This window comes from Egbenema bharatensis FJBBOT/2019 (assembly GCF_048077055.1).
Classification (GTDB): Bacteria; Cyanobacteriota; Cyanobacteriia; order Elainellales; family Elainellaceae; genus Egbenema; species Egbenema bharatensis.
Map to the genome: position 1 here is coordinate 5441364 of NZ_CP182236.1, position 22999 is coordinate 5464362.

The 22999-nt window shown below is 51.7% G+C and carries 17 protein-coding genes and 1 pseudogene; 6 read left to right on the plus strand and 12 right to left on the minus strand.

The features are described 5' to 3' along the window. Positions 1 to 12: 12 nt before the first annotated feature. The 6 genes from ACM1PF_RS25325 to ACM1PF_RS25350 all read right to left on the minus strand — a co-directional run bounded on the left by ACM1PF_RS25325 (position 13) and on the right by ACM1PF_RS25350 (position 9362). Positions 13 to 1353 (minus strand): protein kinase domain-containing protein, encoded by a 1341-nt coding sequence (locus ACM1PF_RS25325; RefSeq protein WP_416668419.1) that lies wholly within the window; start codon positions 1351 to 1353, stop codon positions 13 to 15. Further along, positions 1284 to 5174, minus strand: coding sequence for a protein kinase domain-containing protein (locus ACM1PF_RS25330; protein ID WP_416668422.1), 3891 nt, complete (start codon positions 5172 to 5174; stop codon positions 1284 to 1286). Before ACM1PF_RS25330 ends, ACM1PF_RS25325 begins: the two co-directional genes overlap by 70 nt. Positions 5175 to 5459: 285 nt before the next feature. Continuing rightward, a complete protein-coding gene (locus tag ACM1PF_RS25335; protein ID WP_416668425.1) occupies positions 5460 to 6080 on the minus strand; it encodes a L,D-transpeptidase in 621 nt (206 codons plus the stop codon). A 202-nt stretch (positions 6081 to 6282) separates the two neighbouring features. Next, entirely contained in the window at positions 6283 to 6675 is a 393-nt protein-coding gene (locus tag ACM1PF_RS25340) for a hypothetical protein (protein ID WP_416668428.1), read from the minus strand. A 270-nt stretch (positions 6676 to 6945) separates the two neighbouring features. Beyond that, positions 6946 to 8091 carry an MORN repeat-containing protein gene (locus tag ACM1PF_RS25345; RefSeq protein WP_416668431.1) on the minus strand — a complete coding sequence of 382 codons (1146 nt, stop codon included), beginning with the start codon at positions 8089 to 8091 and terminating at the stop codon, positions 6946 to 6948. A 110-nt stretch (positions 8092 to 8201) separates the two neighbouring features. Next, positions 8202 to 9362 (minus strand): protein kinase domain-containing protein, encoded by a 1161-nt coding sequence (locus ACM1PF_RS25350; RefSeq protein WP_416668434.1) that lies wholly within the window; start codon positions 9360 to 9362, stop codon positions 8202 to 8204. A 341-nt stretch (positions 9363 to 9703) separates the two neighbouring features. On the opposite strand from ACM1PF_RS25350, the pseudogene clpB reads away from it, so the two are divergent. Further along, positions 9704 to 12327: pseudogene (clpB, locus tag ACM1PF_RS25355) on the plus strand (ATP-dependent chaperone ClpB). 183 nt (positions 12328 to 12510) lie between these two features. Here clpB and ACM1PF_RS25360 read toward each other — a convergent pair. Continuing rightward, positions 12511 to 12714, minus strand: coding sequence for a hypothetical protein (locus ACM1PF_RS25360; protein WP_416668437.1), 204 nt, complete (start codon positions 12712 to 12714; stop codon positions 12511 to 12513). 602 nt (positions 12715 to 13316) lie between these two features. Here ACM1PF_RS25360 and ACM1PF_RS25365 point away from each other — a divergent pair. Beyond that, positions 13317 to 14060 carry an SAM-dependent methyltransferase gene (locus tag ACM1PF_RS25365; protein ID WP_416668440.1) on the plus strand — a complete coding sequence of 248 codons (744 nt, stop codon included), beginning with the start codon at positions 13317 to 13319 and terminating at the stop codon, positions 14058 to 14060. Positions 14061 to 14138: 78 nt separating this feature from the next. Here ACM1PF_RS25365 and ACM1PF_RS25370 read toward each other — a convergent pair whose 3' ends face one another. The 3 genes from ACM1PF_RS25370 to ubiG all read right to left on the minus strand — a co-directional run bounded on the left by ACM1PF_RS25370 (position 14139) and on the right by ubiG (position 17545). Continuing rightward, on the minus strand, positions 14139 to 14564 hold the full coding sequence (locus tag ACM1PF_RS25370; RefSeq protein ID WP_416676793.1) for a VOC family protein: 426 nt from the start codon (positions 14562 to 14564) through the stop codon (positions 14139 to 14141). Positions 14565 to 14760: 196 nt separating this feature from the next. Continuing rightward, a complete protein-coding gene (locus ACM1PF_RS25375; RefSeq protein ID WP_416668442.1) occupies positions 14761 to 16239 on the minus strand; it encodes an alpha-amylase in 1479 nt (492 codons plus the stop codon). Positions 16240 to 16801: 562 nt separating this feature from the next. Continuing rightward, positions 16802 to 17545, minus strand: coding sequence for a bifunctional 2-polyprenyl-6-hydroxyphenol methylase/3-demethylubiquinol 3-O-methyltransferase UbiG (ubiG, locus tag ACM1PF_RS25380; protein WP_416668445.1), 744 nt, complete (start codon positions 17543 to 17545; stop codon positions 16802 to 16804). An 83-nt stretch (positions 17546 to 17628) separates the two neighbouring features. Between ubiG and ACM1PF_RS25385 the strand changes: the two genes are divergently transcribed. After that, entirely contained in the window at positions 17629 to 18381 is a 753-nt protein-coding gene (locus tag ACM1PF_RS25385; RefSeq protein WP_416668447.1) for a TIGR04283 family arsenosugar biosynthesis glycosyltransferase, read from the plus strand. Here the strand turns inward: ACM1PF_RS25385 and ACM1PF_RS25390 are convergent. Further along, positions 18363 to 19064, minus strand: a complete 702-nt coding sequence (locus ACM1PF_RS25390) for a DUF547 domain-containing protein (protein WP_416668449.1) — start codon at positions 19062 to 19064, stop codon at positions 18363 to 18365. The genes ACM1PF_RS25385 and ACM1PF_RS25390 overlap by 19 nt on opposite strands. 229 nt (positions 19065 to 19293) lie before the next feature. On the opposite strand from ACM1PF_RS25390, the gene ACM1PF_RS25395 reads away from it, so the two are divergent. The 3 genes from ACM1PF_RS25395 (at position 19294) to ACM1PF_RS25405 (ending at position 22064) form a co-directional block, all read left to right on the plus strand. Then, positions 19294 to 19947 (plus strand): Uma2 family endonuclease, encoded by a 654-nt coding sequence (locus tag ACM1PF_RS25395; RefSeq protein ID WP_416668451.1) that lies wholly within the window; start codon positions 19294 to 19296, stop codon positions 19945 to 19947. Between the two features lie 112 nt (positions 19948 to 20059). Continuing rightward, positions 20060 to 21094 (plus strand): tRNA dihydrouridine synthase DusB, encoded by a 1035-nt coding sequence (gene dusB / locus ACM1PF_RS25400; protein ID WP_416668454.1) that lies wholly within the window; start codon positions 20060 to 20062, stop codon positions 21092 to 21094. Positions 21095 to 21431: 337 nt separating this feature from the next. Further along, positions 21432 to 22064: an HPF/RaiA family ribosome-associated protein gene (locus ACM1PF_RS25405; RefSeq protein WP_416668457.1), complete on the plus strand. Its 633-nt coding sequence runs from the start codon at positions 21432 to 21434 to the stop codon at positions 22062 to 22064. Positions 22065 to 22283: 219 nt separating this feature from the next. Here the strand turns inward: ACM1PF_RS25405 and ACM1PF_RS25410 are convergent, their stop codons facing one another. Next, positions 22284 to 22973 (minus strand): DUF2834 domain-containing protein, encoded by a 690-nt coding sequence (locus tag ACM1PF_RS25410; RefSeq protein ID WP_416668459.1) that lies wholly within the window; start codon positions 22971 to 22973, stop codon positions 22284 to 22286. Positions 22974 to 22999 lie beyond the last annotated feature (26 nt).

Here is a 22999-nt window from a genome sequence, read left to right on the forward strand (position 1 = left end):
TCAAGTCCCACCTCAGCGCATACTTTCCAACATCCGCCGGAAAGCAGCAGCATCCCTAACGCGAATTTCAGGATTGTCCACCAGCGCGGTATCAATAACTTCTGCCAGCGATCGCGGAATTTTAGGATTCTGCTGCTGGATGGGAACGGGTTCGTTTTGTAACAGGGCCAGGTAGGGATCCTTGCCAGAGAAGTTGCGGGGAGAAGTTCCCGTCAGCATCTGATAGAGGCAGGCCGCCGCCGCCCAGACATCCACTTCAGGTTCAGCGTAGTTGAAATTGACCGCACGTTGACGCGGCATAAATAGGGGTGGCTCTAGATGATTGACCTCTGAGGATCTTAATCCAGCCCGATCGATTGCCTTTGCCAAACCGTAGTCACCAATTTTGGCTACCAGCTTGCCCTGCACCTGAGAGAGCAAAATGTTTGATGGCTGCAAATCTCGATGCACTAACCCCTGTCCCCGCTGAAACGCATCGCTCGTGGGACTGATCCGAGGTAATGGTAGCGTGTGGGCATACTCCAGGGCATTCAATACCTGAAGCACAATGCCAATCGCCTCCGTCATGCTCAACTGTCCGCCCCCTTCCTGCATCAGATCAACCACACTCCCGCGATCGCAGTATTCCTGCACAATATAGAGGGTTTCGTTGGAGTAGCCTGCTGCAATTTGTCTGGCAATATGGGGATGTTGAAGCAGTTGGGTTTCTTCGAGGGACTGCAAACAAGCGTCGATCGCCGCCTGCCGAACTCCGGTTTTAGGGCGAATGACCTTGAGGACAGCCATCTCGTTGGTTTGCGCCTGCCGCACCAGATAAGTCTGTTGAGCCAGGGTTTCGTGAATCGGTTTGAGAATGGTATAGTCCCGCAGGTCAGGTAGGGGATAGGATTGCATCGACGGATCCCCTACGTCACCATTTGATCCCTGATGCGGAGCGGGGTGTGCTGGTGTTCCTGCGCGATCGGAATAGGGGAGTGATGCATTGTCCGATGGAGCGGGGCCAAATCGCTGGGGTTCCGCAAAGGCTGTCTGGTCAAAGCTGGTATCGAAGCTGGTTTGAGCCGTCCGGGTATCCATGACTGTGTCTGCCGGATCGGCGGGTGGTTCCTCTGTTTGCACCTGGAAAATGGTTTTACCCAGCTTGATTTCATCCCCCGTCTTCAAGTCGTGGGAGGGGAAGCTATCCTGGGACAGATCCTCTGGGGACTGATTGGGTCGTCGTCGTCCAATAATTTGCCCATTCACATAGGTTCCATGCAAACTACCCAGATCTCGAATCCGGATCACGGGCGGATTGATGTCGAGCAGGCAATGGTAGCGCGAAACGGTTTTATGGTACTCATCGTTCGGCAATTGCAGATTACAATCCTTGGCCGGCCAATAATGCAGGTGGTGCGATCGCGGAATTCATACACCTGTCCCTTAAGGCTGCCCTCTGTGACGCTCAAAATCACCTTCGCAGTTGGGGGTTCCGGCTCAAAGATTCCCGTTGGAAAAGCAGTTTCAAAGGTGCTACCAAAGGCAGTGGCAAAGGCTGTGGAGGGGGCGGACTCCCGACTGGGTGGGGATGATGCCTGGGCGATCGTGCTGGCCAGGGTTTGCAGCTCTTGCCGGACTCCCTCTGGGCGTAGCCAGCCGTAGCCAACTGTGCCCAGGGTTTGCATCAATCCAACAAAATCCGCTTCTGTCCAGGTCGGTACGCCTTGAGCCGTCAGGGCCAGCGTCACCTCCTGTTCGTTCGGATCCCGGTTTTTGGGTAAAAGCCCTACCTTAGGAGTATGCTGTCTCAAAAAGGTTTCCAGGTAGACTCTGGCTCCTTCATCCCAGAGGGCAGGGAATTTGTCTACCAGATCCCAATCCAGCGACCACAGCTTCAGGGTGCGATCGTCCCCAGCGGAAATGGCGTAGCTGCTATCGGCACTGAAGTCCACAGAACGAACCGGAGCACTATGACCCTCCAGGGTATGCAAACAGATTCCCACCGTGATATCCCAGAGCTTCAAGGTGCGATCTTCCCCCGCCGAAAGAGCATAGCGACCATCCCGGCTCAGGGCAACGGAGCGAACGGCAGCCGTATGACCCTCCAGCGTCCGCAGGCAGGTTCCCTGAGCCACATCCCAAACCTTAAGGGTATGGTCTTCACTTCCCGACAGAATCACCCGCTGATCCAGACTCATTACCCCTGCACTGACCCCCGCCCCGTGTCCGGCAAAGGTTTGCAGACAGGTTCCAGCCGCCAGATTCCAGAGTTTCAGGGTAGCATCCTGGCTGCTCGTTAAGACCTGAGCACCATCTGCACTATATGCAACTCCATTGATTCGATCGCCGTGGGCTTCGATCGCCCGCAGACAGCGTCCCATCGCCGTATCCCACAGTCTTAAGGTGCGATCGTCCCCACCGGAAACGGCATACAGGGCATCTGGACTGAAGGCAACGGCACAAACCGCTCCATTATGGCCACGGAAGGTGCTAACACAGCTCCCAGTGGCCACGCCCCACAGTTTCACGGTTTTATCGGTACTGCCCGACAGAGCATAGGCTCCATCCGAACTAAAGGCAACGGCATTGACACGATCGCGGTGGCCCTCAAAGCTGCGCAGACATCGATGGGTCGGCAATTCCCACAGTTTCACCGTCCAGTCATTGCTGCCAGAGAGGGCATAACGGCGATCGGGACTGATCGTGACGGCTTGCACCGCATCCACATGGCGATCGAGGGCCAGGCTTTCCCAGGCTCCATTCAATCCCTGATGGGGCAACACCGTATAGAGCCGAGTCCAGGCAGCGATCGCCTCTGAGGCGCGGTTGTATCCTGGAAGCGATCGGGCCAGACGAATGTGGCGGGCTGCACTCACCAGATCATCCTGCTCCTGGGCGGTATGCGCCTGGAGTAATTCCTGACGATAGACCAGATCGCTGGATAGGAAGGCCTCCGAGAGCTGTACCCGTGACAGGCGCAAAGGAGCCGCAACAGACCCCTCCGATAGGTTGACTGACCATCGCCGCATCCCCTCTGCATCCCCGGACACAATGTATTGTGCATCGGCACTCAGGGCAAAGGCACGAATGGGATATTGATGTCCCACGAAGGTGCGTAAACAGCGACCAGTCCCCGCTTCCCATAGTTTCAGGGTCGTATCATCCCCGGACGACAGCACGTACCGACCATCGGCACTAAAGGCAACCGATCGCACGGGCTGATCATGACCTTCAAAGGAGCGAACGATCGTGCCAGAGGCAATATCCCATAGCAGCAGCGAGGCTCCAGCTGACAGAGCATACTGACCATCGGGACTATAGGCAATACTGACCGCAGGCGAATCGGGTAGATCAAAGGTGCGAATTCCCCAACCCGATGCCACATCCCACTGCCGAATCGTCTTATCATCGCTGGTAGAAAGGGCAAACCGACCATCCTGACTGAAGGCAAGGGAGAGAACCCGCCCCCGATGCCCCCGAAAGACCCGCACACACCGACTTCTGACCAGATCCCAGAGCCGCAGGGTGCGATCGTCGCTGCCTGACAGGAAATATTGCCCATCGGGGCTGAAGGCAATGCACTGGACTGCCCGGCCGTGGCCCTTATAGGTTTGCAGATAGCTGGTGGTGACCATCTCACAGAGCTTGATGGTTTTATCTTGACTGGACGATAAAATGTAGCTGCCATTGGGGCTGAAGGCCACGGCAGTCACACTATCCTTGTGTCCCCTGAAGGTACAGAGACATCGTCCGGTTTGAATATCCCAGAGTTTTGTGGTTTTATCTAAACTGCCAGAAAGGGCAAAGCGACCATCGGGGCTGAGGGCAACAGAAACCACATCCGGATGGGCGTAGGTACGGAGTGGCTCATTTTCTGGCGTTCGCTGCCGCGTCTGGGCAACCCGCTCCCGCGCAAAGGTGAGTGCCTGTTCCACATCTTCCTGCTGTACACCGCTATTTTGCAACGCTTCTAGCAATTGAACTGCGGACTGAAAGTCTCCCCGCTCCAGGTGCACCAGGCTAAGGAGGTAATCGGTATTCCAATCTCTGGAGTGAGGACGATTGGCTTCAATTTGCTGTAGTAGGTCAGCATCGCTGCGAAGTTGCCCCGATCGCCACAGAATCAGTCCTCGATTGTAGTGGGTTTCCTGATGCTGGGAATTCACCGTCAGGGCTTGATCCCACAGGTGCAGAGCCTCTTCATACCGGCCCAGATCCCACAGAGCCACCGCACGATTATTCAGGCTGTCAGCAGTTTCCCCTGTGATGGCGGGAGCCTGACGGGGATAGGTTTCTCCGATTAACTCCTGATAAATCTGCTGTAGTTCCGTCGCTACGTCGTTCAGGGTGTGAGGACGGGCATCGGGATTGACCTGGAAGCACCGCCGCAACAGTTGGGCGATCGGTTCTGGCATCCGAGGCAGTTGGGGGTTCGCAGCAGAGACTAGATATTGTTCTAAAACCTGGGCCGCCTGGGCCCCCGATACCCAAATTCGATCACCAGCAAACATTTCCAGCACACATAAGCCCCAACTCCAGAGATCGGAGCGTCGGGTCAGAATGGCGCGGTTCACCTGTTCGGGAGAGCAATAGGCAGGGGTTAAGGCTCCTGTATTGGGCGCAATCAAGGTTGTAGAGGTACTGCCACTGGGGGCATCCAGCACGGTGGCGATCGCCTGGGCATTGACCAAGCCAAAATCTGTCACCTTGACCACGCCATTAGTGGTCATCATCACGGTGGCCGGTTTGACATCCTGATGGATCAATCCCTGCTCATGGGCGTAGTGCAGCCCCCAGGCAAATTGGATCGCCACATCCAGAATGCGGCGCAGAGCCAGCGTCGTCCCATCGGCATAAAGCCGGCGATCGGCAATCCAACTGTGCAGCGTACCGCCATTCACGTACTCGGTGAACATCAGCGGGTTATTATCAACCCGACGGACATAGTAACAGCCCACAATATGGGGATGCAGCCCCAGGTTAATCCATCCGGAGGCTTCCTGCTCAAACCGATCGCTCCCCAGAGCTGCAACAATCTCCGGTTTGGGACTTTTGACCGCCAGATCAATATTCCAGTTTAAGTGCCGAACCCGATAAATTTCACCCAGTCCGTCCTGCCCCAGAATGCCGATGACTCGGTACAGATCCAGAATGACATCTCCAGCCTGCCACTGAGTCCCGATTTGATATGACATAGTTGAAAATGCCCCTATCGCCGCAGATGTGTATTTACCGTACCCTACTTTAACATTTGTACAAATACCACAAGGGGCAACCCGGATATTACGGAAAAAAGCCGAATCTGAAGGGGTGTGACCCTCCAATCTGCCTTTCCCGATAGGTTGAGGAAACCCAGGAGCGTAGATTAAATCACCTGTCAATCATTCTGTCTGTTCAACTGGGCGGGCAAGACTTCGGCTTGAGCTCAGTCGAAACGCTGCCCACCCCACAAGAATTTGGGATGATTCAATTTGCATTCCCTAGTTTTCCACAACTACAGTCGTACCCATGCTGACAATTTCATAAAGTTCGCGGATGTCATGGTTGAACATGCGGACGCAGCCGTGGGAAGCTGCCTGCCCAACGGACTCAGGGTTCGGCGTACCATGAAAGCCGATATAGTTTCTGCCATCTGTCCAGAAGGCAATCCAGCGCTCGCCCAGTGGGTTATAGGGCCCCGGCGGTACGACTTCGCCGGTAAATGGATTCGTCCAGCCCGGATCCTGGAGCATTCCAATCACTTCATAGCTTCCCGTTGGCGTTTCCCATCCAGGTCGGCCGATCGCCACTGGATAGCTATTTTTCAGCGTTTCTCCCTCGTAGACGTAAACTCGGCGTTCAGACAGTCTCAAAACCAGACGAATCGGATGATTCACTTCTGGCAGAAATCGTTCGATCGAATCTCCTGTATCGATCGTCGGCAGTTCTGGCAACAGCAGGTAGGGCCGGAGTCGGGTGGTGGAAACCAGCGTTGGTTCCCCCGTCGCCTGAGAAGACTCTGCTTCCCAATCTGTCGGCGTTTCGGCTGCTGTACGAAACTGGGCAGCCAGTAAAACCGCGATCGTACTGAAGCCAATCGAAAAAGAACGATACCAGTTCATAGTGCGTCTACCCCGTACATTTCCCCTCACATTGATTGAATTTGGCAGCCCACAACAGTCAAAAAAGCTGCACTCAGATAGCCAGAAATCAGATATGGGCAAACCCGATCGATCGAGAAATACCCTGATACTTTTTTACCCCATCTCAGAGGGTTACGTCTCGTATCCGATCGGGTTGACCAGTTTCAAGCAACCATGACCGTTACCACAGGGCTGGTGGAGCGGCGGGAGCTGGTGCTGGAGTGGGCGTGGTTGGGGCGGGAGTAACCTGGGGAGTTGGGGTGGGCGTAGTTGTGCCAGGATCCGGGGTTGGAGCCGGCGTTGGGGTGGTTGGAGCTGGGGTGGGAACGGGAGAGGGAGAGGGAACCGTTGTGCCCGGAGAGGGTGGGGTAGTTGGAGTCGGAACGGGTGTGGGCGTAGGCGTAGGAACCGTGGGCGTTGGGGTGGGAACCGTAGGAGTCGGTTCGGGTGCATCCTGAGCAACGGCTCGCTGTAAGACCAGGGTTCCGCCCCCAGCGGTCAACAGCAGTGCTCCCAGCGGTAATAACCCTCGCAGGGCAAAGCTTTTGAGTGTGGAAAGTTTCTGATGATTCATTGATGCTCCTCCTATAAAAACCATGTCAAAATCATGAACCCGATCGCAGTTTGGATCGGCTTGGATCGGCTAATAACTGAGTGCTGGTCTGAAAACTCACTAGGTTTTTCAATCTACTGAGTTGAAACGTTAGCTCTGTGACCCACTCTAGGGGGTTGATCTGAACTCAGGCAATCTGAAATTAGGTTGATTTATTAGGTTGATTTAACGCATATCCGAATCGATAGAGCTTTGGGACTCCAAAACCCCTAACGGAGTTTTCGGAAGTGATTAGAGAGGGGTACAGCTTAACTCCTCGCCTACCAGATTACCATCCTGCCAAATGCCCCGTTGACTGCGACCATCGGCAAAGACGAAAACGCCCTCTCCATGACAGCGATTGTCTCGAAAAGTTCCAATGTAGCGATCGCCATTTTCCAAAATCCACATGCCCTGCCCCTGGAACTGATCCGCCTGAAATTCTCCGATATATTGTCTGCCATTGGCATTGGTTTGGGTGCCACAGCCATTGCGCTGCCCATCTCGAAACTCGCCATCGTAACGGTTTCCACTGGGAAAAACCAGGATACCGCGCCCATCTGCTGGCTGCTGCTCTGCCATTGCTCCGTAATACCTGGTGCCATCTGGAAACACGTAATCGGGTGGGTTGGGCAATCTGGCTGGAATCGGAGGTTCATTGCAGGTCAGAGCCTGGAATTCGGGGAAAGCTGCAAAATCCGTAGATGCTCGCGGTCTTGGATTCGCTAAATTTGCCAGAAAGGCGATCGTGGCAATCCCGATTAGCCCAATTCCCACTGCACCCGCCCCGATGAGCAGAATCCAGACGGTGCGAGAAACGAGTAGAAAGCGTGAAAACCCTGAAGGTGAACGGTCAGGAGAAGCAGGATCAGGCTCAGAACCGAGATCAGAGGGAGGCAGAGCCGTTTCATTGTTTGAGTTCGCAGTTCCGGTAATTTGTGTGGGGGCTGGGATCTCGGAGTCAGCGATGATGGTGGGAGGAATCGGGGGATGGAGTGGAACGGGATCTGGGTGAAAGGGAACCGGAGGAAAAGCTGGCGTTTCCAGGGCTTTAATATTTGATGCTTTGAATTCCTCGGAAGTGGCGGCTGGGAAGTCTGCGGCTGGAGATTCGCCCGATGCCTCCAGGGCTGTGGCTGAGGGTGGGGTTCCTGATGGAAGGTCAGAAAGCGGGGAGAGGTCAGAAAGCGGGTGTGCGGTAGGCTCCGCGATCGTGTCTTGAATCAGTGATTCTGGTTCCTGGGGTAGATTGTCTTCTGGGGATGTCCCCCTGGATGGGACTGGCTCTCCCGCAGCGATAGGGACTTCCGAAGTGATTGTCGCCGCTGATAAATCGAGCTGTGTCCAATCGATCTGAGCCGTGTCTACCTGGAGCAAAGATAAACCGATCGTAGTCAACGGACTGGATTCGATCGGGTTGGACTCAACGGGTGCTGCTGCGACGGGGTTGGATTCGATTACGTCTGGCTCGATTACGTCTGGCTCGATCGCGTCTGGCTCGATCGCGTCTAAATCACCAGGTTCAGAACTATCTTCACTGAAAGCTGCGATGGAGGATGCGTCAGATGAGGGGGGCTCTGGGGGAAAAGGGCCGTAATGTAGGGTTCAGAGGGGTCATCGTCCGCCAAGGAGGAGGCTTCCAGCACAATCGGCAAAGCAACCTGATCAGAGGGAGTGGTTTCGATCTCAGTTTGGTCAAATTGCGTCGGTTCAACAGACGGCTCGGACAGCGCAACGGGCGGCAGAATGACCGTATCTGCGGATAGCTCATCCTCCGGCTGTTCGGGCTGCTGGGCCATCAGATCGGATAAATCTTGCAAAACTTCCGTTACGCGCTGATAGCGATCCTTGAAGTGATAACAAACCATGCGATCGAGAATGGTTGCTAACCCTGAACTCACGCGCAGGGCAGGCAGGCTGCGGCCCTCCATGCGATGATTGCGCCAGTCTACTTCTCCGGTGTGGGGGTGGCGATCGATTTGTTTGGGATGCGTTCCCGTCAGAGCCTGGATCCCCACCATTCCGGCGGCATAGATATCGCTACTGAAGCGCGGATGTCCACCCAACTGTTCCGCGGGCATATATCCCTGAGTCCCGACCGATACCGTTTGCGTCTGTCCGACTCTGGAATCCGTCTGGGTCTGTCCCACCTGCTTGACGGCTCCAAAATCAATCAGCACAATCTTGCCGTCGGTGCGGCAGATTAAATTAGACGGCTTAATGTCCCGATGGATCACATTCTGTCCATGCACAAACTCCAGAACGGTCATCAGGTCATAGAGTAATTCCATCACCCGTTTTTCTGCCCAGGGAAAGCCCGATGCCAGCTTCTTGGTCAGCGGTTCCCCCTCAATCAGCTCCTGCACCAGGAAAAATTCTTCTCCATCCATAAAGTGAGCCAGCAGCCGGGGAATCTGATCGTGATTACCAAGCTGATAAAGGACTCTGGCTTCCGTATCAAACAGTCGTCGAGCGGTCTGCAAATGTCGCTCATCCGTCACCTGAGGCTTGAGTTGCTTCACCACGCACTTTGGATGCCCAGGCAGGTGCAAATCCTCCGCCAGAAAAGTTTGGCTGAACCCGCCGACCCCTAACTGGTTGACTAATCTGTATCTTCCACCGATCGTTAAACCTGTTGCAGTGGATTGAAAACGCTTGAAAAAATTCAATGCTCGCTGAGTCCTAAACCGTGTGAGGAGAAATACCTGATCAAAAGCGGAACGATGCTAAGAGGAGCGGATGCACACTAAATTTTTGCGACCTGGAGGCCCATCCTCAGTCATTAACTGATTTTGACGCAGGATGGCGGAACAGGTGGAAAACGTCGTACCTATTTTCAAACTGTACCTCGACTTGGGCCAAACGGCTGAGGAATTGTGCCCCCGGATAGAGATGGAAGGACGGTAATTGTGATCAGTCTGGGGGGAACACCGATCGCGTCATTTCCGTTTCAATCCATACAATAAGAGACATCATTTCCCTATTCCTGTACTCCTATTCCTGTACTCCTATGCAACCAACCAATCCGAATCAATTTACTGAAAAAGCCTGGGAGGCGATCGCGCGCACCCCAGATGTGGCAAAACAGGCACAGCATCAGCAGATTGAGCCTGAACATTTGATGTTAGCGTTACTGGAACAGCCAGAAGGGTTGACCACCAGCGTCCTTCATAAGTTAGGGGTCGATGTGCGCCGGGCCCGCGACTACACGGAAGACTTTATTCGCCGTCAACCCAGGGTGTCTGGAGCGGCTGATTCAGTCTACCTGGGTCGAGCACTGGATAAATTGCTCGATCGGGCAGATGCCTCTCGCAAAGACTTCGGGGATGAATATATTTCAGTTGAACACCTATTATTGGGCTATCCCAGAGACGATCGATTTGGCAAGGGATTGTTTCAAGAGCTTAAATTAAATGAAAAAAGTCTAAAAACGGCAGTGGAGCAAATTCGAGGGAATCAGAAGGTGACAGACCAAAATCCAGAGGGCAAGTACGATGCACTGTCAAAATATGGCCGAGATCTAACCGAAGCGGCCCGACAGGGAAAACTCGATCCGGTGATTGGCCGGGATGATGAAATTCGCCGCACAATTCAAATTTTGTCTCGCCGCACCAAAAATAACCCGGTGCTGATTGGGGAACCTGGTGTTGGTAAGACGGCCATTGCTGAGGGACTGGCCCAGCGGATTGTTAACAAAGATGTGCCAGAATCCTTGAGCGATCGCAAATTAATTGCCCTGGACATGGGGGCACTGATTGCGGGGGCGAAGTATCGCGGTGAGTTTGAGGAGCGGCTGAAGGCGGTACTGAAGGAAGTGACGGAATCCGCCGGAACCATTATTCTGTTCATCGACGAAATTCATACCGTTGTCGGAGCAGGAGCCACTCAGGGGGCAATGGATGCCGGAAACCTGCTGAAGCCGATGCTGGCTAGGGGGGAACTGCGCTGTATTGGCGCGACGACGCTGGATGAATACCGCAAGTACATTGAAAAAGATGCAGCCCTGGAACGGCGATTCCAGCAGGTGTATGTTGATCAACCGTCGATCGAGGACACCATTTCGATTCTGCGCGGCTTAAAGGAACGCTACGAAAACCATCATGGGGTGAAAATTTCCGACAGCTCCCTGGTGGCGGCAGCAACGTTATCCAACCGCTACATCAGCGATCGGTTCCTGCCCGATAAGGCGATCGACTTGGTAGACGAAGCAGCGGCCCGGCTGAAGATGGAAATCACCTCTAAGCCCGAAGAACTGGATGAGGTCGATCGCAAAATTCTGCAACTGGAAATGGAGCGGTTGTCTCTGCAAAAGGAAAGTGATGTGGCTTCCCGCGATCGGTTAGAACGATTGGAAAAGGAACTGGCTGACCTGAAGGAAGAACAGAGTGGATTAAATGCCCAGTGGCAGGCTGAAAAGGATGTGATCACTCAGATTCAAACCTTGAAGAAGGAAATTGATCAGGTCAACATCGAAGTTCAGCAAGCCGAGCGGGATTATGATCTGAACCGGGCCGCCGAACTGAAGTTTGGTAAGCTCACGAACCTGCAACGCCAGCTTCAGGAGGCAGAAACCAACCTGTCCCAAACTCAAACCAGTGGTAAAACCTTGCTGCGGGAAGAGGTGACGGAGTCCGATATTGCCGAGATCATTTCCAAGTGGACGGGCATTCCGGTCAGCAAACTGGTGGAATCGGAGATGCAAAAACTCCTGAACCTGGAGAACGATTTGCATCAGCGCGTGGTGGGGCAAGACGAAGCCGTGACTGCCGTTGCCGATGCGATCCAGCGTTCCCGTGCCGGACTGGCCGACCCCAACCGACCGATCGCCAGCTTCATCTTCCTGGGCCCACGGGGGTGGGTAAGACGGAATTGGCCAAGGCTCTGGCATCCTATCTGTTTGATACGGAAGATGCAATGGTGCGGATTGATATGTCGGAATACATGGAGAAACACGCCGTTTCCCGATTGATTGGTGCCCCTCCAGGCTATGTGGGCTATGAGGAAGGGGGACAGTTGACGGAAGCGATTCGTCGTCGGCCCTATGCAGTGATTCTGTTTGATGAAATTGAAAAGGCCCATCCCGATGTGTTCAATGTGATGCTGCAAATCCTGGATGATGGACGGGTGACGGATGCCCAGGGACGTACCGTCGATTTCAAAAATACGATCGTGATCATGACCAGCAACATCGGATCGCAATACATTTTAGATGTGGCCGGGAATGACGATCAGTATGAAGAAATGCGCTCTCGCGTGATTGATGCGATGCGATCGAATTTCCGTCCAGAGTTCTTGAACCGGGTGGATGAGTTCATTATCTTCCACAGCCTCCAGAAGTCCGAACTTCGCAATATTGTCAAGCTCCAGGTTCAGCGGTTAGAACAGCGGTTAGCCGATCGCAAGATGGGACTGCGATTGTCAGAAGCGGCTCTAGACTTCCTGGCGGAGGTTGGCTACGACCCGGTGTATGGAGCACGTCCTCTGAAGCGAGCCATTCAGCGGGAACTGGAAACCAAAATTGCGAAGGCGATTTTGCGGGGTGAATTCCATGATGGGGATGCGATCTTTGTTGATGTTGGTGAGACAGAACGCCTGGAGTTTAAGCGGCTGCCGACGGAGTTGGTGACGATGTAGGTTGCAGGGATTGAGGATGGATAGGGGGAATGGCTATTCATCCCAGCAGGAATCAGGAATAGGAAGGATCGTGGATTAAATAACCTGTTCACCGTTCTATTTCTGGAACTGGGCGGGCAGAATGCCCACCCCACAAGGCTTTCAGGTTATTCAATTTGCATTTCTGAATGGGACGATCGGTAATCATTCGATCGTCCTATTTTTGTAGCGTTCAGGATAGAGATCGTGAATGGTGGCACGAACGACTTCTTTAGAGCCAAAGATAATAATGCGAACACGCTCTCGTCCGGCACTCGGATCAGCATCCTCTCCAAAGGTAGGATGAGCGAACAGGTTAAAGTCATACCAATTTGATTGCAGAAATTGCACATCCCGGTAAGGGTGCATTGCTGTGCGCCCCTACAGGCAATCTATCTGCCGTACAAACGATTTGAATCGGTATCACCTGTCACAAAGGGCGCACAGCAGTGCGCCCCTACAGGCAATCTATCTGCCGTGCAAATGATTTGAATCGGTATCACCTGTCACAAAGGGCGCACAGCAGTGCGCCCCTACAGGCAATCTATCTGCCGTGCAAATGATTGGGGTTTGAATGAACAGAAGAAGCTAGGTTGTTGGGAATCAGGCTACTGCGACACGCATTTTTGTAGGCATAAACTAAGAAAATACCAGATCGATCGCCTCAGTCAAGTGTTCTGTTGTACAAATTCACTGGAAAAATCCAGAAAATACCGGCCGATCGGCATAGTTTAGGCAGGGTTTCTGTCTGAAGGTGGACATGGCAGTTCCCTAAATTCACTACAGTCTAAATAGAATGCAATCAAAATGCCTGGGAGATTTTGCTGGGATATGCCCAGGAAAAGTTTGTAGGAGAACTGGTCGATCGTGCTGTCATGCCATACATCAAACGGGCTGAGTTTTTCCTGCCTGCAGTTCCTGAGTGCGTCAATGTTGAGTTTGCTTTTTACCCTATTTATTGAGTTCCGACTATGAACAAAAGTTTGTTAACCTCCGATGCTACGGTTGAGGTTAAGTCCCCCAATCAAGTTTTCTTTTGTCCGGAAGAATCCCAGTTTTATGCCCAGTGTTTGGAAAAGATGGTGCTATCGCAGAACAGTGCAGAAGCCTCTATTGTTGAATTTGGGGCTGGAGATGGTAGTCCTGTGATTCGTGCACTGTTAAAGAGTGCTTTTGATGGCATGGTTTTAGGATATGAATTAAATCCCGATGCTTGCCAGTTAGCACAGTTAAGAATTGAACAATATGATTTGGGTTCCTATTATCGAGTTCATAATGCTTGCTTCTTTGAAAATGCACCTGACACCGCTCAATGTTTGATTGCTAATCCTCCCTATCTTCCAGCTCCAGATAATCAGCTTTATATGCCGACTTTACATGGCGGACAGGATGGCTCAGGTATTACAAAACGGCTGCTGTCCCACGGCTGTGAACAGGTGATGCTAATGATTTCAGCTTACTCAAACCCAGTTGATACGATCGATCATGCCCTGAGTTTAGGCTACCAGGTTGTTGATTTTATGGTATCTCCGCTCAAGTTTGGCTACTACAGTTGTGAACCCAAAGTTAGAAATACGATTACGGATTTGCAGCGTCAGCAGAAGGCGTTTTTCTCGGAGAACATTTACTTTTTGGCGGGCGTTCTGTTTCAGCGGAAAGGTGCCCAAACTTCCTGTTTAGCAGAGGAGTTTTTGAAGGTCATGACGGTTTTGTGAGGATGACCCACCCCAGCCCCTCCCAGGAGGGGATTTTGGAGGAGGTTGCTTTGGTAGGAAAGGTTTGCCAACGTTCCCTTACCTGGAGGCGTTAGAGGGGGTTCCGGCTTCAGTTGGAATTTGCGTTAATTCAACCACATTTCCATCCGGATCCTGCGTAAACAAAGCCGATCGCCCCGAAGCACTCAGTTGAATCGGGCAGTTGTGGGCCATCAGATGCGCCTTGGCTGCCTCCAAGTTATCCACACCGAGGGCAAGATGGGGATTACGCCCCCATTTCTCTGGATTGTGTAACCGGCTGGAACCGGAACCCACCCCTACCCTCCTGGGGAGTAACTCATCCACTATTAAATGCACCTGAATCTCCCCCAGTTGATACCAGACTCCTGGATATTTGAGCGGGCGATCGACTTTTTCCAGCCCCAATACAGTGCTATAAAAGTGCATTGCCTGCTCTAAATCAGTCACCAGAATGGCAGTGTGCAAATATCGAGTAATATGCATGGCAAACCAGAATCCAAACCCATCTATTGGCTTAGGATAGCGGATTTGGCTGGACATCGATCGAGGAGAGTGGAGCAATTAAGGATGGCGGATCATCAGTGGAGTGGTGAGGTTTAGAGGACTGGGCGGGCAAGATGCCCACCCCACAAGAATGAATTTGATGATTCTACAGAACCCAGTTGTTAAGCCAGCGATCCTAAGATTGGGGAACCCAGACTGAAACGGAACCCGCATCGCACCGGAACTCTGCCCAGCCTTCCTCATTTGTAGTAATTGGCTCGTCAATGTGTTCTGTGATGTCAATGTATGTGCAGTTGGGTTGCCCCACTTCCATATATTTGGTTCCAGCATCGCCATTGCTGAGGACTACCGCCATCCCGCCAGGATGTTCCTCGTTTCCTAACCGCGTCCAGCCGATCGTATTGGCGTGATCAAAGTAATCGTACTGATCACCATAGGCATAGGTGCGACGAGCGTGGAGAAACTTGTCAATGATCCACTGGTGGCTATCCATCCAGATCTCGTACTCTTCACCATCGTTTCCGGTGTCGGTGTAATGGGCCCCGTAATAATCGGCGTAGAAAATACAGGGATAACCATCCTGCCGGAGCAGAATCAGGGCATAGGCGAGGGGTTTAAACCAGCCTTCCACTACCGATTCCAGGGACTGTAACGGTTGCGAATCGTGATTGTCTACCAGGGTAACAGCTAGAGGCGGTTGCTGTTGCACCAGCGTGCCATCAAAGATTTGCCGCATATCGTAGTCATTGCCCTGCTTGCTGGCGGCACTGAAGTTGTAGTGGAGTGGTGCATCAAATAGTAAGACATCACCCCCCGTGACGCTGATGAAATGATGCAGAGCCTCAATCTCGTTCGACCAGTACTCACCCACCGCAAATAGCTGCCGTCCGGCATGATGACGACAGTGATCTAACCATTCTGGGAAGAATCCAGCCTTAACGTGCTTCACTGCATCAAAGCGGAAACCATCTACGTTGGTGGTTTCCACAAACCATTCGCCCCAATATTTCAACTCATCGCGCACTTCTGGATGTTCCATGTCCAGATCGCATCCCATCAGATAGTCAAATGCGCCCTTTTCCAGGTCAACGTTATCATCAAAGGACTTGTCTTTGAACAGGTAAACGGCGTTCTCACCTTCGTTGTAAACGTTGTAGTCTACGGCATCAAAGTGCCACCAGTGCCATTCTAAACCAGAGTATTTTCCATCTCGCCCGGGGAAGGTAAAGTGCGTCCAGACCTTGATCGTTTGCATATCCCCGATCGGCTGATTGCGATCGTCTGGGTTGTAGGGGGTTGCTTCCACTTCCTCCGGCTCATCGGCTCCCAGCTTGTGATTCAGCACCACATCAGCATAAACGCGAATCCCTGCGTCCTTGGCGGCTTTGATGGCGGTAATGTATTCTTCCTTGGTGCCGTACTTGGTGCGCACGGAACCCTTCTGGTCAAACTCACCCAGGTCAAACAGGTCATACACGCCATAGCCCACATCATAACCGCCCGCCGTTCCCTTATAGGCTGGGGGTAGCCAAACGGAAGTGACTCCCGCTTCAGCCAGGTCTTTGACCCTATCTTTGAGTTCATTCCAGAGGTTACCGTCGGGCGGAATATACCAATGAAAATACTGCATCATAACGCCATTTGGCTCAGACATAATGATACCTATCCTTTATCAAATTAATTAAGTGAGTGAAGGGTGGTTGATTAGAATCAAGAGCAAAAACAATAACCGTACAGCAATTCATAGCTGTGAAGCGAACGACCTACCATACTTTAGACAGTGTCGCATTAAGTTTTAAAAAATCTATCTCCCCTTAGAGATATTGACATTCTAAGTGACTTTGCAGGGATCATGAGCGAGAGGAATCGATCGGTCGATCGGATGATTGGGGTTGATTAAATGTTAGCTCAATAACAATTCTGCTGGTTGACTGGGCAGACAAGACTTCGGCTTGAGCCCTTCGGCTTGAGCTCAGGAGTTCGGCGAGGCTCACTCGAGCCGTCGAAAGCTCAGTCGAAACGCTGCCCATCCTACAAGAATTCGAGTTGATTGATTGAAGCTGTTGTGCTGGTTGACTGGGCGGGCAAGATGCCCACCCCACAAGAGTTTTAGTTGATTGATTGAAACTGTTGTGCTGGTTGTGACTGGGCGGGCAAGATGCCCACCCCACAAGAGTTTTAGTTGATTAGATTTGGATTTCTTGTAAACGATCGCTTTAATGTCTAACCATCTTTCTGGCTTTGCCAATGTACATGACTGCCGTATCCTCGTTAAGGCTGATTCTAAAATTACCCGTTTTGCGATAGTGCCAGTACGCAGCGATATTGTTGAACAGGGTGCTGCCGAAGATGTTAAATCCTTTGATTTCGATTTCAGTGAAGCCAACTTGCTGCATCAAATCTGACAATTTATTGGGTTGGATAAACTTCTGCCAGTCGTGAACTCCTCGCGGAATTTCCTGAAGAATATTTTCCAATAGCCAGATCATGATCACCTTTGATTTGAAGGTTTGGTTAATCGTATCAAAACAAAAGAAGCCACCTGGTTTTAAGACTCGATCGATTTCTGAAATCGTTTTTTGTACATTCGCCACGTGTTCCAGAACATCAACACAAATTACCCCATCAAAGGTGTGGTCTGGGTAGGGTAATGCTTCGGCAACACCGTGCTGATAATCGATCGCCAATTGATTCTGTTGGGCGTGGGTTCTGGCAGTCTCAATGCAGGGTTTTGACTGATCAATCCCGGAAACGATCGCCCCCCGGTTCGCCAGAAACTCGCAGGAGAACCCACCACCGCAACCCACATCTAGCACTCGTAATCCTTGCCAGTTAGAAATGTGGCGATCGAAGTACTCAAAGCGGGGAGCATTCAAATGATGTAAGGCGTAGATTTTGGAGGTTGTATTCCACCAATCCCCGGCACTGCGGTCATAAAAGCCTAGATCGTTTCGCTGCATACCAGTGTGATTTACAATTCATTCTGCTTTTAACTCTATTTATAATTCATATCAGCATACAATCTTGATCCTGAAATTTAACCGTGACAGTGTACGTTTCCATCATCATTCCAACTCTGAACGAAGCAACAACCCTGAACCAGACCCTGCAATGCCTGACGACCCTTGATCCACCCGCCCAGGAGATTCTAATCGTAGATGGTGGCAGCCAGGACAACACGATCGCCCTTGCCGAAGCCGCAACGTTTACCCAGACGACCCTCCAGATTTTGACTTCTCAGCAGGCAGGACGATCGGTGCAGATGAACTGCGGTGCAAAACAGGCAACGGGCGAGGTACTATGCTTTCTCCATGCCGATACGCTGGTGCCACCGGATTTAGTGACTGTAATTGACAAAACCCTGGCTGATCCGAGCGTCGTTTGTGGTGGGTTTATCTCCCTGATGGCGGGAACGGACACAACCCGGTGGAGCATTTCTCTACACAATTACCTCAAAACCTACTATGCCCCGCTGCTGTTTCGTCCCCACCTGTTTTTGTTCAAAGGGTTACGTTTACTGTTTGGCGATCAGGTGATGTTTTGCCGATCGCAGTCCTTCTGGAACTGTGGTGGGTTTGACCCAGCCTTACCGATTATGGAGGAGGCAGATTTGTGTCGCAAATTAGTGCAGCAGGGACGCATTCGTCTGGTGAATCGAGTGGTGCAGTCCTCCGATCGTCGGGTGGCGAAGTGGGGTCTGCTGAAGGCTAATTTGATCTATCTCTACGTTGGTTTCCTCTGGGGCATCGGCGTTTCCGCGAATTACCTCAAGCAATTTTATGAGGACATTCGTTGATTTAAGCCCCAATCGTAGTCCAAATACTTGACGGAGAGGGGATCAGGAAAGGGATCGGGAGATGCACGATAGGGTTGAATGTATTTTGGGATGGAATCCGCCACTGCCAGAAAATCCTGACGATACCACTTGAAGATCTTGCTGCAATACAGCGTTTGGCTGACGGCATCGTAGCGTACCTTTTCGGGATTGTTGATAAACCGATCGGCATCTGCCTCTAACTGCGCCTGCACCGTTTCCGGGAAATAGGCCTGATTTCGCAACAGCGGACAGCCGATCGCTGCACAAACTAAAGCAAAGTGTATCCGCGGTTCACCCAGCGGACGCAACACACGATGTTCAATATCATTCAAACTGTAGCGACGATCGCCTAATCCACAAACCGGATGCCAGAAGAACCAGAAAAACGCAATCCAGTTCGGCACTCCCAGGATGGGTCGCTGAATCGATGCGATCGGATATTGCGCCAAAACTTGCTGAATCACTAACGCATTGTAGAGGTTCATCCAGAAAGCAAGCTGATGATCCCTATCTGGTAGTGACTGAGGAGCGATCGTGGTAATGGACTTTAACCAATCATCTAATTGGTGCCTGGACTCCTGTTGCCAGGTGCGATAATCCACTCGTCCCTGCGGATTCACGTACTGGTGCAGCATTTGGTTCCAGGGATCGAAGTTTAGCATGATTCAGGCAGGGTAGGAGGGAGGGAGGGAGAGAGGGGTGACAATTAGCGTGGAATCAATCACCTGTGAAATTATTCTACTTTGTTGAAAGGGTGGGCAAGTTTGTTGAAAGGGCGGGCAAGATGCCCACCCCACAAGAGAGGCAGGCAAGATGTCTCCCTTACAAGAGGCATACAATAGCAGTGAGAGCGATTCAGTCCACAAATTCTATGACCGTAGTACTTGTGCCATGACTATAGTGCTTGCTACCCCCATCAGTCAGATTGAACTGGCTCCCGGTAGTGCCATTCGGATCGATGGTGTCACCTGGGAAAGCTATATTGCTCTACTTCAGGAGCTAAGAGACGATCGATCCACTCGCATGGCCTATGAAAACGGAGCATTAGAAATCAGGATGCCGGGGCAACCCCACGAAGCCGCCAATCGGGTGTTAGCGACCATTGCCCTCACCCTGGCAGAAGAATTTGGTTTTGAGTTTAACGATTTGGGTTCGATGACCCTGAACCGCCCAGAAATCAGGAAAGGGGTTGAACCCGACAGTTGTTTCTACATTCAAAACGCTCAAGCAGGACAAGGTTTAGGGGAAGCCATCTCCAGCGATTTGCCCCCCGACTTAGCCTTAGAAGTAGACATTGCAAACCGCTCTGATAGCAAACTCAGAATTTATCAAGCTATGGGCGTACCGGAAGTCTGGCTTTATCAACGCGAGCAGGTCAAGATTAAGCATCTGGAAAATGGCACCTATTTAGATGCTTTAACCAGCCGTGCTTTTCCTGCGGTCAGCACCGAGCAGTTGAACCAGTGGCTAGAAGTCCGACGCACCGGAACCGATCTAACCGTTGTGCGAGCAGTTCGTCAGTTTTGCCGAACTCTATTGCAGTAGAACCGTTGCAGTAGAACCGTTGCAGTAGAACCGATTGTTTCAATTCGTATTCCTGAAAGCAGCTAACCAGGGCGATAAGATGGGGAAGGCAATTGTATCGCACTCTACTGGCATGGTAACGCTGTCTTCGGCTCTCCAAACTGATCTATCCCAACCGCTGAGAATTGGCAATCTGGCGGTCAATAGTCGTGTCCTGCAATCGCCCCTGTCCGGCGTGACGGATCTGGTGTTTCGGCGGCTGGTGCGGCGGTACGCGCCCGATTCCATGATGTATACCGAGATGGTGAGTGCATCGGAACTTCACCATATGCGGCAACTCCCGAAGCTGATGGAAATTGATCCCCATGAGCGACCGATTAGCATTCAACTTTTTGATTGTCGGCCTGATTTTTTGGCAGAAGCAGCCCAGAAAGCGGTGGCGGAAGGAGCCGATACGATCGATATCAACATGGGATGCCCGGTGAACAAAATCACCAAAAAGGGAGGTGGTTCGTCCCTGTTGCGGCAGCCGGAACTGGCGGAGGAAATTGTGCGATCGGTGGTGGCAGCGGTGGATGTGCCTGTGACGGTGAAGACGCGAATTGGCTGGTCGGAGCAGGACATTAATGCGATCGAGTTTGCCCAACGCATGGAAGCCGCCGGAGCTAAGATGCTGACGTTGCATGGTCGGACTCGTTCCCAGGGCTATAATGGTGCAGCCGATTGGAACTGGATTGCGAAGGTGAAAGCGGTGCTGTCGATTCCCGTGATTGCCAATGGCGATATTGTTTCAGTGGAGTCGGCCCTGCGCTGCCTGGAGGTGACGGGAGCCGATGGAGTGATGTGTTCGCGGGGAACGTTGGGTTATCCGTTTTTGGTGGGTGAAATTGACTATTTCCTGAAAACGGGAGCCAGACTGCCTGCCCCCAGTCCAGTCGATCGACTTCAGTGTGCCAGGGAGCATCTGGTGATGCTGTGGGACTACAAGGGCGATCGGGGGATTCGCCAAGCCCGAAAGCACATGGCCTGGTATGCCAAGGATTTCCCAGGCGCGGCTGAGTTGCGCAATCAGTTGACCTTAATCGAATCGGTCGATCAGGGAGTTGAGCTACTGGATGGGGCGATCGATCGATTGGTTGCAGTAGAAAGCAATCAAAGCTTGAATTAAACTCAGGAATGCGAAGTTGATAATCTGAGTTAACAATCTGAAACTCTTGTGGGGTGGTCATCTTACTACCCAGTTAACAAAGTAAAAGGTAAATGATCTGCGATCAAACAGTGAACCGATCCAGGAGGTTAAGTTGAGCTGATCAATGTATTGATTTTCACAAGCTCAATTTGTATTTTTCCTAACCTACGACGGATAGATCAATTCTGTAAATTATTTATGATAATAGAACAGTTTTTTGAGTACTTTAGCGTTTGTAGAAGCAGTGGCTTGATGAGCCAGAAGGCTAACAAACTGGTATCAGGTGACTGAATTTAGAGCATTGGCTCCTTAGGTTATGAAAGTTGAACCAACCATTTCCTATCGTGATGTAGAGAAAACATCGGCGATCGAAAGCTTAATTCAAGAAAAAATTACCAAACTAGAACAGGTTTGTGATTACATCAGCAGTTGTCGAATTGCGGTGGAAACGGCTCACAAGCGTCCGAGCCACGGTTCACCCTATCGAGTTCGGATTGATATGACGGTTCCACCCAGCCATGAACTGGTTGCAGAAAGTAATCCGGCTGAACAGAATCAGTACGTCGAGTTAGACACCGTGATTCGAGATGCTTTTAGCCGGGCGGAACGGCAATTGCGAGAATTAGCCCGCAAACAGCGAGAAAGCGAACGCACCACCAGTCATGATGTTCCGGAAGACGATCGGGCCTTTGTGATCAGGATTTTCCGCGACCAGGGCTATGGCTTCCTGAAGACGCTCTCAGATGAAGAAATCTATTTTCATTCCAATAGTGTCCTTCATAACGACTTTGAGCGACTTGAGGTAGGAACCGCCGTTCGGTTCGTGGCAGCCCCACAGGGTCAAGAGCAACCCCATGCCAGTACGGTTCAAATCATCGACAAGCCGGGGCATCGGGCTGGAGAACAGAGTCATCCTGTTATTGAACCGCCCCTGGGATGGCAGGAATAACCCAGCATTAAATCCCCAGGTTACGGCTTTGTCTCACCAGCTCAAGTTAAAAGATTTGTCGTGTTAGTTATCCTCCTCTGTACAGTGTGCCTCCATGAATGGGGGCATTTTTTTGGTTGGATTAGAGGATGTTTTAAGAACTTCTGGCTAGTTGACAGGGCGGGCAAGATGCCCACCCCACAAGAAGTTAATGCTCACCCCAGAGGAATTTCAGGGGATTCAATTTGTATTTCTGATCGCATTGATTTCTTTCACTTGCAGCGGCGGGCGTAGACACAAATAGGCTAATGCACCGATCAGGGGGAATAAAGCGATCGCCCAGAACCCTTGAGAGCGGTCTAATCCGTGTCGAGCCATATCGTCATCTAGAAGCGGGGACAGGGGAAAGAGCAGACCCATCAGACAAAAATCGAGGGTGATGAGATGGACAAAAGGGATGGTGCGCCATTGCTCCACAAAATCTTGCCAGTCTCCTGTGAGCACGGCATAACTCAAGAGGACGATCGTACAGAAACTCAAAAATAGCCCCATGAGATGGGAATCCAACGATCGTAAGAGCCAATCCATTCGTCCCATAAAGAATGGTTTGCGGCTGCGGAGGGCCAGATAGGGAGCCAGTCCTACAATCCCGATGCCGTTGGAGACGAAAAAGTACAGAAATGCAGGCAATTTTTGCATTCTGCCATCGGCAAACAGGAGGCAGGCGTAGATCATGGGCCATACTCCCATCATCCAAAAAATGGCCACCAGGTAGGAATTCACCTGATCCAACTCAAAGGTGAGCAGGTGCCGAAACAGGGTAAATGTTTCTGGACGATCGAGGGGGGCAAGCCAGAGAATGTACAGCGTGAACCCCAACCAGATGATACCAACGGTAATTCTTCGTCCAAAGGATTGAAGGAATGACACGGTTTTTCCAGGTAAGGGTAGTCAAA